We start from the raw sequence: 12,062 nt of genomic DNA, 5'->3' as shown, positions 1-12,062 counted from the left end.
CTTACTCCCGGGAGATCTGCAGCGGCACCGGCGGTATGAAGCCGGGATGCGCAATCCGGTTGCGCTGCACCACTTCACCCACCCGCGTGGCATCACCGAAGTTCTGGTAAGCCACGACCAGCGCCGGCAGATTGCTCTTGGGCGTCAGGTCGATCAGCCGCACCCCGGTGGACGCCACCGCGTTGAGATGCTGCACCAGTGTCTGGCGTACGGTATTGAGCGCCTGGTAATGCACCGAGTCGGCCTTGAGTGCCGCCTGCCAGATCGCCTCATTGAGGCTGTCGCGCAGCGCCAGCACGTCGTCGACCACCGGCACATCGGCGCGTTGCACCGGCTGCTGGGCCTGTTGGGCCAGCGATGGCGTCGTCGCCAGTTTCACCGGCGGCGTCGCCACCGGGATCATCGACACAAGCTGGGAGATCTGCACCAGCATGGCGTCCTGGATCAGGTTCACCGTGGCCTGCGAGGCCGCGGCGGAGTCCTTGCCAATGGTCAGCTGTGAGGTGTCGAGTGACTTGGCTTCCTCCACCTGTTTCGAAAGGTCGGCCAGCATCCCGCGATAGCCCTGGACAGCAAAGTCTTTCAAGCCTCGCACTTCGCCCACCAGGCCACGGACTTCACCCACCACACCCTTGAACTCGCCCAGCACACCCTTGACCGCCGCACTCAGTTGCTGCGGGAACTCCTTGACCGTGCGGACCAGGGCATAGACCGTTGCGTACGTCTCGATCAGCGGCTGCAACTCCTGCTCGATCACGTGATACGCCAGGGTAATCCCCTTGCGCAGGTTCTCCACGCTGACCCGCGCCTGATTGACCAGCGCCATCGCCCCATCGAAGCGCACCACCGAAGCGTCGAGCAATTTGCTCGACGCCACCTGCAACTGCTCCTTGGTATCGACGACGGCCTTGGGGAACTGCAGCAGCTCGTCCGGGTAGAACTTCAGGTTGAAGGTCACCAGCCCGCCATCCTGGCGGGTCTGGGTCATGTCGCATTCACCGACCTTGACCTGCATCCGTCCCAACCAGGGGTGGACCAGTTCACCACTGCCCTGCTCCAGGGCCTTGAGCAGGTTGTCACGCAGCTCCAGGCAATCGGCACCGACGATAAATGCCGTCAGGTCATGGATCTTCGCCTGTTGGCCGAGCCGCTCGAAGAACGGCTGGTCGCGCTGAGGGTATTCATGCAACTGGCCTTTCTGGCCGACCGGGGTTTTCGCCTGGTCGACCCAGAACGGCACGCCGCGAAACGACGCCGGCAACAAACGATCACGCCAGTTGCTCGCCATAGGCACCTCCGAAGGAAAGTGAGCGATAGCCGACGCGAGGCGTCAGGCTCAGGCCCGGTTGATTGGTCTGGGGTTGGTCGACCCGCAGGCCCGCTGGCGCATTGGTGAAACTGACGGTCAGGCCGCCCTCGAGCTGCGTACGGTTGTTGGCGGCGGTTTGCTGGATAAGCAGGTTCGAGTTGCGCGCCAGGCCACCGGATAGCAACGCGCTGTCTTGCGCACTGCCGACACCCGCCAGCGCAGGCTTGACGACAGGCTTGTCGCCGCCGCCAAAAAATCCGCTGACGCCATCCACGACACTGCTGATCAGGTCCTTGATCGGCTGGATAAGCGGCTTCAGTTTTTCCAGCAATGAGGAAAAGAACTCGGGAATAGCCCCCAGCCTGGTCCTCAACGCCTCCAGGGGATCGCCGTCGAACAGCGTCCTCATGAAGTTGCCGAAAGGCGCCGCGAGTTCGCCCAACTGACTCCCCAGATCACCCAAGACGGTAGTGACGCCAGTCCCAAGCGCCCGGAGGGCGTCCATGGGTGACCAGTTGAACATCTCCTTGAGGCTATTCCAGGATTGACGGAAGCCATCGCTGATGCTGCTCCCGATCCCCAGGACGTAAGCCTTCGCCTCGTCCCAGAGCTTTTTCAGATCATCCAGAGGCGACCAACTGGTAAGCGTGCTCTTGAGCTCATTCCAACCGCTGACGAATCGGGTCTTGAGTTCACCGAGGAACTTGCCGGCCTCAGAGATGGCCCTGTCCCAGGTAGCGGTCACTTTGCCCCAGACTGCCGCAATGGCCGCCGGCAGCGCCTTGAAAGCATCCGCCGTGGCGATTACCGCGACCGTGATCAGCCTCATGGCCCAATTGAAAAAGCCGGTGAGTGGCTTCCATGCCAACATGATAATCACCGCCGTCACCGCAATCGCTGCGGCGATCAATCCGATAGGCGAAGTCAGCACTCCTATCACCGTCGCCAGGCCGATTGCCGCCGCGGTAATCACCGTAAACGCCACCGCTCCGACAGCCAGCGCCTGCACCAACGCCGGATTGTCCGCGACGAATTGCCCGAAGCTCGTCGCCAGGGGGATCAGCGCGGTGACGATGCTGTCGAAGGCCGGCAAAAGCGCCTGCCCGATCTTCAGCGAAATCTTGTCCAGCGCCTTGCCGAGCGCCTCCAGATGCTGCGAGGTTTCGCCCAGCCCGTTATTCGCGGCCTGCGGCACTTTTGGTACTGCTACTTTCGGTACTGCAGGCACTTTCGGCACGGCAGACAATTTCGGAACCGCAGGTGCTTTCGCAACTGCCGGGACTTTGGGGGCTATCGGTGCCTTGGGTAGTATTGCCGCCTTGGGCAGTGCCGGTGCCTTGCTGACATTGGCCGTCTTGGCCAGTCGGTCCTGCTCCTTGATAGCGGCCTTGAGGCCGCTGGTGAAAGGCGTCAGCAAGCCGCCACCGGTCAGGTTCAACTTGTTGAGGCCACTGTCTTCCAGGCTTTTTTTGAGATTGCCGACCTTGCTCGTCTCTTCACTGGCCTTTTTGGCTGCTAAAGCCGCGGCCGCAGCCGCCACGAGGGACTGCAGATCCTCGGAACTGACACTTACTTTTTTCTTGGCCATCACTGCACCTGCTGCATCGCATTGATCCGTTGCGCGTGCTCCAGGGACTCCCGGAGCACATCCAGTGGCCTGGCCATCATCTGTTCGGGGTCAACCTTCCAGAACCAGGCCAGGTCATAGGCGATCGCAATCAGCTCACCGATGGCTGCGATGCCGCACTCATGAAAAAACCCGCCACCGCCCAGCTCAAGGTGTTGAGGTCGGACAGGTCGAGCTGGTTGACCGACGACGGCGGAATACCGGCGCAGACCGCGATGTACTTGGCCGCGACATCCATGTCGAGGCTGACCTCTTCGCTCTTGTCGATCTTGTATGGCAGTGCCTTGATCGCTCGCACTTCCTGCACCGTCGGACGGCGCAGGGTGAGTTCGACCAGCGGCTCGCCGTGGGCCTCGATGGGCACCTGCAACTTCACCGGATCGGTCATTGCCAGGTCCCCTTGATGCCTTCGAATTTCAGCTCGATGGCCGCGTCATCGCCCTTGGCGACCGGCTCTTCGACCAGGTAGGCACCGGCCAGTACATAGACCTTGCCGTTGCTGAATTCGCAGGTGACGGTCATGTCGGAACCGGCGATCAGTTGTTTGAGGGGGAAGTCCGGGGTGTGCAGCGCAGTGACCTTGAAGGACGGGGTGATATCGGTTTCCTTGTAGAAACCCGGTACGACCGTTTCCCGTTTGACAGCCATCAGGGGCGCTTCGCAGCCGCCGTTGATGGTCAGTTGAGCGCCGTCCACTTTGACGTAGCAGGTGCCCGCAATCAGTTGACCCATGGTGTATCTCCTTGCAATAAAAATGACGCCCCCTGTCGATGCCGTGCAACTAGACAAAGGGGCGGATCAGTGAAGTGAGTGCGACTTACAGCGGCTCGACGATGACGTTGTCGATGAGGGCAAAGTGCGTGTAAGGGTTCTCTTCGTTGAAAAAGCTCAACGTGGTTTGGGGCGTGGTCGCGGTGAAGTCATAGGTGACGGTTTTCCAGGCCACAGCCTGGGTGGTCACCACGGGAGTATCGAAACTCACTGCCTGCCCTGCCACCTTGACCTGAATGACGCCCGTACCGGTACGACCGCTCGCTGCGCTGTTGCCCGCGCTGAAGGTCAGGCGATAACGTTGACCGACAGCAGTCTTGAAATTCTGCTGGATGCCGCCGCCATTCATGTAGACGTAGTTCGCCAGGTCCACGGCGTTCACCCCGTCGGCAGCAGCCGAGCCGGGGACCGTCGCCGGTACGCTGAAGTATTCGACGCCGGAGAGAAAAGTCGTCCAGCCCGAAATAAAGTCGGCCTGGGCAGGGGTATCCAGGATGCAGTTGTAAGCGCAACCAGGAGACTCGAAACTGCCATTGACCAACAGGTTGGCGGCGAACGCCGGGGTACCGGTTGCCAGCAGCACAACCGAAACGAGACCGGCGCCGAGATAGCGTTTGATCGTTTTCATGTTTTCACCTTTGAGTTGAAAGACGGGGTGGCGATCAGGCCACCGCGTCGTACTGCAGACGGAACTGGTTGAGCAGCGCGAACACGCGCAGGCCGTTGATGTAGTCAGGCGGGAACAGCACGTTGATCCGGCTCGGGTCCTGGCTGTCGCGCTCGACGATCAGGTGCTCGGCGAACAGCTCGGCGTTTTCCACATGACCTTCCAGTTCGAGCTTGGCGTACTGGGCGATCAGCTCGCCGCGAATGGTGCTCGGGGTGACGATCGGCTGGCCGGCGCCGAAGCGGGTGCCATCGCTGGCGAGCTTGTGGCGACCGTACTTGCTGGTAATCACGCTTTGCAGGCGACGGACGATAAAGGCCGACTGGTGCATGGTTTCGCTGTCCAGGTAGGAGTTGTCCGCCTGGCCGTACGCGTTTTTCTGGTAGGTGGTGATCGCACGCTGGATGCGCACGTAGCCGCCTTCGTAGTACGCGGTGGCGATGCCGTAGCTGAGCAGCGACTGGCGCTCGGTCAGGGTGAAGCGCTCGCTGGCCGGGGCCGGATCGATACCCGGCAGACTGCCGCTCTGGGTCGGACGGCTGGCGTCGGCGGAGATGAACACCGCGGTGCGCGCGGCCAGCGCGGCGGCCTGGATCCAGAACGGTTGCGGAACGCCGGGCTCCAGGGCCTGGATGGTCATGTGCTGGTCGTTGCGGGTCTGACCGGCGGCCACCAGGGTGCCGATGGTGCCGCGCTTGGCGGTGTAGACATGGCCGAACAGCTGCTTGGACCAGGACCAGCGACCGACATTGTCGTCCATCGCCGCCTGCCAGGTGCTCAGGCTGGCCGCGTCGGACCATGGCTGGCAGATGAACTCGAACGGTTCGTCGCCCAGGGCCGCGAGGGCCGCGACCTGATCCGGCACACCGGCGCCGCCGGCCATCTTGGCGGTGACGATGGTCAGGCCGGCCGGGGTTTCCTCGCCGTTGCTCTTGCCCAGGCGATTGAACTGCAGGCTGATGTCGTTGCCGCTGTCACCGGTCCATTTGCAGCTCAGGGTGACGGTGCCGTCGGTGGCCACGGCGCTGACCGGCAGGTCGGCGGCGGCATTGACTTGCAGGGCCAGGGTGGTTGCCACCTGGGCGGCGGTCGCGCCGTTGACCACGGCGGCCTGGACCCGCACACCGCCGACATACAGGTTGAGCACGCCGCTTTCAGTGGCGGCGCCGGTCAGCTTCAGATCGGCCTTGGCAATGGCGCCGGTGGTATTGCGCAGCGGCAGGCACCAGATTTCGCCGATCGGGTCGGTCTTGCGCCAGGTGTCGTACATCGCGGCGAGCATCGAGCCCTGGCCACCGATGCTTTTCGCCAGGGCGACGCTGGAGACCAGCACCAGGCTGCCGACTTCCGGGCTGGCGGCATTGTCATTGACCTGGGCGACGATCAGTCGACGCAGGGTCGACGACGCGCTATTGGCCGCCGAGTTGTCCATCTCGGCGTAGAACAGCGGAACACGCAGGTCCGCGGGAATGTTGCTGAATCCGATAGCCATTATTGGGCATCCTGTGGTTGTGCCGCTTGCACGGCGGAGAGAGTGATATCGCCATCGGCCTGACGACGGCGCCACCAGGCGCTGTCAGCCACTTCGCGACCGGCGACCGGCAGCAGATCGCCGGCTTCCGGATCCGGTACGGCGCGGCCTTCGGCCGGCACTACGGTGATGCGTTGAGTCATTGCTTTACGTCTCCTGAAAAAAACAGCTCCAGACGCCCGTCGGGGCCTGGGCGGTGCAGATTGGGGTCGGCCGGGTCGATGGCATCGACCCGCACCGTCACCCCGGTAAAAGACGGCAAGCCGTCCAATTCACGCTCGTGCCAGGTTTCCGCCGGGTCGCTGGAGCGATTGCGTCCCAGCTGGAACTCGGCGAAGAAATGCAGGCGATAGAGCAGGCGGCTGGCGTTGATCGAGATCAACTCGCCACCGTCATATTCGAGAGGGGTGTAGAAGGTGTCGGGCTTGAAACCCACCAGCGCGCGCCAGAGCTCGGCGCGCAGGGCATGCAGTTGGTCGAAGGCGACCTGGCCGTTGCCGGCGTCGAGCACCAGGGTCAGTTCCAGGCGATCGCGGATGCCCTGGCGGGTGACGTTCTGCGACGCATCCTTGCTCGCCAGGTCGGCGACAACGGTGACGAATGCCGCCGGGGTTTGCAGCGTGGTGTTAGCTTGCAACAGGTCGAGATCAAGGCCGGTAGAAATGCGATTTGCAAGACTGGGGCATTGAGCACGCAGTTGCGTGAGGATCGGGGTGATGTTCATGGGATTTCACCGGGCAATAAAAAACCCGTCGATCGACGGGTTCGACAGGCGATCACTCGCCTCCAGAAAGCCCGCATCCATGCGGGCTGGACCCTGCTCTCGGGCCCGACAGCTCCAGTCCATTGGCGATACTGACGACCTCCTTGTTCACTAATCTGTCGGACTATTGTCCGGGTCTGCTCTCCGGGGGAGGCGCTTCGCCCACCCCCAGCCGCCTGGCCGCCCAGCGCTCGTAGAGGCCGATGGCAACATCCGCACCGGCCATGGCGGTCAGGCATCCAAAGGCGCCTGCGGTCCAGATCGACACGCCGGCTGCGTACAGCAGCATGATGGTCGACACACCGCAGACCATGCAGGCACCGGAGCGCAGTGCCAGACGGCGCAACAGCGGCCAGCCGCGGGCGCCTTCCTTGTCGGCGCGCCACATCTCGCCGGAAACGCCGCCGATCACGGCCAGTACGATGACCAGCCAGACAGGCATGTCGGCCAACGCTTGTTGCTCGTTTGTCATGTCACGCCTCCTGCAATAAAAAGGGGCCATTCATTGGCCGGTGGTGGTTTCGCTTGTCTTTCAAGATGAAAGGGTCTCTTGGGAGATTCTATGGTTGAGGGGGGATCGTTCCCACGCTCTGCGTGGGAATGCAGCCCTCGACGCTCTGCGTCGTTGCCGTAAAGCGGGACGCGGAGCGTCCGGTGAGGCATTCCCACGCTGGAGCGTGGGAACGATCAATGTGGGAATGCAGTTTGTGTCGGAGCCCAGGTTCGGTGGGCATTCCAAAAAGCCCGGTCGCCCAGGCTTTTCAGTAATGCGGTCCCTGATCCTTCGGCGCTACTGGCGCGGTACGGATCGATTCGAATTGTTCCTCCGACCGCGACCCTGTCCGCCGGATAACTGCTTACGGTGCTTTACGCTGCACACCCGGGTCAGTTGCCAACCCTCTGAACCGTTGAGGCCGGTTCATCGCTGCCTGTTCTTTGAAGCGGTGCCACTAAAGAGCTTCGGGTTACCCCTGGCATTGCTGCCTTGCTGCCAACCTTTCCGGCCGGCTTGAGACAAAGAATATGCATGTATGCATATACAGTCAATGCACAAATGCATTTATTTATGCATTGGCATTTGCATCTGTGCATGGGACCCACACGGATCAAGGGTTGGGGCTTTTTTCAGGGCGAAAAAAAACCCACATTGCTGTGGGTTTTTTCTGAGTCAGGGTGGATTAGCGAGCGTACATGCCCCACCAGAAGACGTGACCGAGGATGGTGATCTGCTCTTCCTGGATTTCCTGGAAGCTGTAGTCCTCATCCGGATGCTCGTCGCGGTTGAAGCTGCGCAGGCGGATCCCGGTCGGCAAGCGATAGAGCTGTTTCACCCGCAGTTGGCCGTTGTGATTGATGGCATAGAGGTCGCCGTCGACGATATCGCCGATGGCGCTCTTGCCCGCGTTGACCCCAACCGTGGCACCGTCGCGCAGGACCGGCAACATGCTGTTGCCGCGCACGGTCACGCACTTGGCCTGGTCGAACTGCACGCCGTTGTGGCGAAGGCTGCGTTTGCCGAAGCGCAGACTGGCCTTCTCGCTTTCCTCGATGACGAATCTTCCTGATCCAGCAGCCAATTCAACCTCGCGAAGAAAGGGAACGGAAACCTCGTCTTCATCGACGGGGGTATCATCGTCCCACAGGCTTATATCCTTGAGTTCCGAATGAAGCGTGGCCTGTTCCGGCTCCCTGGCGCCGGCAATGTCGGCACGTCCGCGCAACTGGTCGGTGCTGACGCGAAAGTACTCGGCGATCTTCGAGATGTGCTTGTCCGAAGGATCGACGATCTTCCCGCTGAGGATGCGCGACAGGGTGGATTGGGGCACGCCGGTACGACGGTGAAGCTCCGTGGGGGAGATCCCGTGACGATCGAGCAGTGCTCGGAGGACGGAAGAAACGTTGCGTATTTGCATAACGCGCATAGTGCTTGGGCTTTTCGTCAATGGCAAATGCTGTTTTGCATATTTTATGCATAAATACTGGAACTAGCCTCAAAAGGCCATGCCTGCGGACTGCGGACCGCCCGTGGTAACCTTGCGCCCATCGTAAAGCAGCGGGCCAGACGCCCGAGCTTGCCCCCCACTGAAAACGAATCCGCCTAAGTATCCGATGAGTAAAACGACTTCCGATCTGTCCAGCCACACCCCGATGATGCAGCAATACTGGCGCCTGAAGAACCAGCACCCCGACCAGTTGATGTTCTACCGCATGGGCGACTTCTACGAGATCTTCTATGAAGACGCGAAGAAGGCCGCCAAGCTGCTGGACATCACCCTCACGGCCCGCGGGCAGTCGGCCGGGCAGGCGATTCCGATGTGCGGGATTCCGTACCATTCGCTCGAGGGTTATCTGGTCAAGCTGGTCAAGCTGGGCGAGTCGGTGGTGATCTGCGAGCAGATCGGCGATCCGGCCACCAGCAAGGGCCCGGTGGAACGCCAGGTGGTGCGGATCATCACCCCCGGTACCGTCAGCGACGAAGCCCTGCTCGATGAACGCCGCGACAACCTGATCGCCGCCTTGCTCGGTGATGAGCGTCTGTTCGGCCTGGCGGTGCTGGATATCACCAGCGGCAATTTCAGCGTGCTGGAAATCAAGGGCTGGGAAAACCTGCTGGCGGAGCTGGAGCGGATCAACCCGGTGGAGCTGCTGATTCCGGATGACTGGCCGCAGGGGCTGCCGGCGGAAAAACGCCGTGGGACACGTCGTCGCGCGCCGTGGGACTTCGAGCGGGATTCCGCGCATAAAAGTCTCTGCCAGCAATTTTCCGTGCAGGACCTCAAAGGCTTCGGTTGCGAAACCCTGACCCTGGCCATCGGTGCCGCCGGCTGCCTGCTCAGCTACGCCAAGGAAACCCAGCGCACCGCCCTGCCGCATCTGCGCAGCCTGCGCCATGAGCGTCTGGACGACACCGTGGTGCTCGATGCCGCCACTCGGCGCAACCTGGAGCTGGATACCAACCTCGCCGGCGGTCGCGACAACACCCTGCAGTCGGTGGTCGACCGCTGCCAGACCGCGATGGGCAGCCGCCTGCTGACCCGCTGGTTGAATCGTCCGCTGCGTGACCTCAAGGTCCTGACGGCACGCCAGACCTCCATCAGTTGCCTGCTGGAAAGCTACCGCTTTGAAAAGCTGCAACCGCAGCTCAAGGAAATCGGCGATATCGAGCGCATCCTCGCCCGGATCGGCCTGCGCAATGCCCGTCCTCGCGACCTCGCCCGCCTGCGCGACGCCCTCGGCGCCCTGCCGCAACTGCAGGACGCGATGCTCGAACTGGACGCCCCGCACCTCAAGCAACTGGCCGCCACCACCCGCACCTACCCGGAACTGGCGATCCTGCTGGAACGCGCCATCATCGATAACCCGCCGGCGATCATCCGCGACGGCGGGGTCCTGAAGACCGGCTACGATACCGAACTGGACGAACTGCTGTCCCTCAGTGAAAACGCCGGGCAGTTCCTGATCGACCTGGAAGCCCGGGAAAAAGCCCGCACGGGCCTGGCCAACCTCAAGGTCGGCTACAACCGTGTCCACGGCTACTTTATCGAATTGCCGAGCAAGCAGGCCGAGTCGGCGCCGGCCGACTATATCCGCCGCCAGACCCTCAAGGGCGCCGAGCGCTTTATCACCCCGGAACTCAAGGAGTTCGAAGACAAGGCCCTGTCGGCCAAGAGCCGGGCGCTGGCGCGGGAAAAGATGCTCTACGAGGCCCTGCTCGAAACCCTGATCGGCGAGCTGCCACCGCTGCAGGACACCGCTGCGGCGCTGGCTGAACTGGACGTCCTGAGCAATCTCGCCGAGCGCGCGCTGAACCTCGACCTGAACTGCCCGCGCTTTGTCGACGAGCCGTGCATGCGCATCAGCCAGGGTCGCCACCCGGTGGTCGAGCAAGTGCTGACCACACCGTTCGTGGCCAACGACCTGGCCCTCGACGACAATACGCGCATGCTGGTGATCACCGGTCCGAACATGGGTGGTAAATCCACCTACATGCGCCAGACCGCACTGATCGTGCTGCTGGCCCATATCGGCAGCTTCGTACCGGCCGCCAGCTGCGAACTGTCGCCGGTGGACCGGATCTTCACCCGGATCGGTTCCAGCGACGACCTGGCCGGCGGCCGCTCGACCTTCATGGTGGAAATGAGCGAAACCGCCAATATCCTGCACAACGCCAGCGAACGCAGCCTGGTGCTGATGGACGAAGTCGGGCGCGGCACCAGTACCTTCGATGGCCTGTCCCTGGCCTGGGCCGCCGCCGAACGCCTGGCGCACCTGCGGGCCTACACGCTGTTCGCCACGCACTATTTCGAACTGACGGTGCTGCCGGAAAGCGAACCGCTGGTGGCCAACGTGCACCTGAACGCGACCGAGCACAACGAGCGCATCGTCTTCCTGCACCACGTGTTGCCCGGCCCGGCCAGCCAGAGCTACGGCCTGGCGGTGGCGCAACTGGCCGGCGTGCCGTCCGATGTGATCGTCCGGGCCCGCGAGCACCTGAGCCGCCTGGAAACCACCAGCCTGCCCCACGAGATTCCCGTGACCAAGCCCGGCAAGCCGGCGGCACCGATGCAGAGCGACATGTTCGCCAGCCTGCCACACCCCGTGCTCGATGAACTGGCCAAGCTCGACCTGGACAATCTGACCCCACGCCGCGCGTTGGAAATGCTCTATACATTGAAGACACGGATCTAACGCAGACGGCCGCAAGCTGCTAGAATCTCGCGCGGTTTGGGATGCTGCGGGCTATTAGCCTGGTTCGCAGACTATCGCTCCCGAACCTGGCGAGCCCATTTTGACCGGGTTTCGCTGCCGCCGCCTGAGGAGAAAATTAGAAATGACCTTCGTCGTCACCGACAACTGCATCAAGTGCAAGTACACCGACTGCGTAGAAGTCTGTCCGGTGGACTGCTTTTACGAAGGCCCGAACTTCCTGGTGATTCACCCGGACGAGTGCATCGACTGCGCGCTTTGCGAGCCGGAATGCCCTGCCGTGGCCATTTTCTCCGAGGATGAAGTCCCGGAGGACATGCAAGAGTTCATTCAGCTGAACGTCGAGCTGGCCGAAATCTGGCCCAACATCACCGAGAAGAAAGAATCGCTGCCGGATGCCGAAGAGTGGGATGGCGTCAAAGGCAAGATCAAAGACCTCGAACGCTGATTGCAGAGCGTTCCTGAAAAGGCCCCTTGCGGGCCTTTTTGCGTTTCCGGGCAGGGGCCTTCACTTTCCTGCGGGCAAAAAAAAGGGGCGGTATGACCCGCCCACATTTTTTCCCTAATCCCTTTTTTCCCTTTCATCATCCTGATGAATCGCATCCTGCGATGTTCCTTGCAGCGACCTTCCTTGATCACCGTGTCTATCCGTCGACACAGGGCTGATATTAAGGGTTTTCAGATCGT

Annotated in this window: 12 protein-coding genes; 2 read left to right on the top strand and 10 right to left on the bottom strand. The window is 62.0% G+C overall.

Annotated elements, in window-relative coordinates; genetic code table 11:
* Nucleotide 1: 1 nt before the first annotated feature.
* The 10 genes from HX851_RS30930 to HX851_RS30885 all read right to left on the bottom strand — a co-directional run bounded on the left by HX851_RS30930 (nt 2) and on the right by HX851_RS30885 (nt 8,590).
* A complete protein-coding gene (locus tag HX851_RS30930) occupies nt 2–1,288 on the bottom strand; it encodes a DNA circularization protein (protein WP_177066477.1) in 1,287 nt (428 codons plus the stop codon).
* On the bottom strand, nt 1,269–2,897 hold the full coding sequence (locus HX851_RS30925) for a hypothetical protein (protein WP_256262807.1): 1,629 nt from the start codon (nt 2,895–2,897) through the stop codon (nt 1,269–1,271). Before HX851_RS30925 ends, HX851_RS30930 begins: the two co-directional genes overlap by 20 nt.
* Before the next feature lie 130 nt (nt 2,898–3,027).
* Nucleotides 3,028–3,324 (bottom strand): phage tail assembly protein, encoded by a 297-nt coding sequence (locus HX851_RS30920; protein ID WP_177063383.1) that lies wholly within the window; start codon nt 3,322–3,324, stop codon nt 3,028–3,030.
* On the bottom strand, nt 3,321–3,668 hold the full coding sequence (locus HX851_RS30915) for a phage tail tube protein (protein WP_017127630.1): 348 nt from the start codon (nt 3,666–3,668) through the stop codon (nt 3,321–3,323). The genes HX851_RS30920 and HX851_RS30915 overlap by 4 nt, the downstream gene beginning before the upstream one ends.
* A gap of 85 nt (nt 3,669–3,753) precedes the next feature.
* On the bottom strand, nt 3,754–4,335 hold the full coding sequence (locus HX851_RS30910) for a DUF642 domain-containing protein (RefSeq protein ID WP_177066476.1): 582 nt from the start codon (nt 4,333–4,335) through the stop codon (nt 3,754–3,756).
* Nucleotides 4,336–4,369: 34 nt separating this feature from the next.
* Entirely contained in the window at nt 4,370–5,866 is a 1,497-nt protein-coding gene (locus HX851_RS30905; protein WP_177063382.1) for a phage tail sheath subtilisin-like domain-containing protein, read from the bottom strand.
* Nucleotides 5,866–6,048: a DUF2635 domain-containing protein gene (locus HX851_RS30900; protein WP_177063381.1), complete on the bottom strand. Its 183-nt coding sequence runs from the start codon at nt 6,046–6,048 to the stop codon at nt 5,866–5,868. The genes HX851_RS30905 and HX851_RS30900 overlap by 1 nt, the downstream gene beginning before the upstream one ends.
* Nucleotides 6,045–6,629 (bottom strand): phage tail terminator protein, encoded by a 585-nt coding sequence (locus HX851_RS30895; RefSeq protein ID WP_177063380.1) that lies wholly within the window; start codon nt 6,627–6,629, stop codon nt 6,045–6,047. The genes HX851_RS30900 and HX851_RS30895 overlap by 4 nt, the downstream gene beginning before the upstream one ends.
* Before the next feature lie 163 nt (nt 6,630–6,792).
* Nucleotides 6,793–7,140: a phage holin family protein gene (locus HX851_RS30890; protein WP_177063379.1), complete on the bottom strand. Its 348-nt coding sequence runs from the start codon at nt 7,138–7,140 to the stop codon at nt 6,793–6,795.
* 706 nt (nt 7,141–7,846) lie between these two features.
* Nucleotides 7,847–8,590, bottom strand: a complete 744-nt coding sequence (locus tag HX851_RS30885; RefSeq protein WP_177066475.1) for a LexA family transcriptional regulator — start codon at nt 8,588–8,590, stop codon at nt 7,847–7,849.
* Nucleotides 8,591–8,777: 187 nt separating this feature from the next.
* Between HX851_RS30885 and mutS the strand changes: the two genes are divergently transcribed.
* The gene (mutS, locus tag HX851_RS30880) at nt 8,778–11,357 is read left to right on the top strand and encodes a DNA mismatch repair protein MutS (RefSeq protein WP_177066474.1); all 2,580 of its coding nucleotides are present in this window, start codon (nt 8,778–8,780) and stop codon (nt 11,355–11,357) included.
* A 142-nt stretch (nt 11,358–11,499) separates the two neighbouring features.
* A complete protein-coding gene (gene fdxA / locus HX851_RS30875; protein WP_003222178.1) occupies nt 11,500–11,823 on the top strand; it encodes a ferredoxin FdxA in 324 nt (107 codons plus the stop codon).
* The last annotated feature ends 239 nt before the right edge of the window (nt 11,824–12,062 follow it).

Origin of the sequence: Pseudomonas gingeri, from assembly GCF_013385635.1 — a bacterium.
GTDB classification, from domain to species: domain Bacteria; phylum Pseudomonadota; class Gammaproteobacteria; order Pseudomonadales; family Pseudomonadaceae; genus Aquipseudomonas; species Aquipseudomonas gingeri_A.
This window is presented reverse-complemented; position numbering and strand designations above follow the sequence as displayed.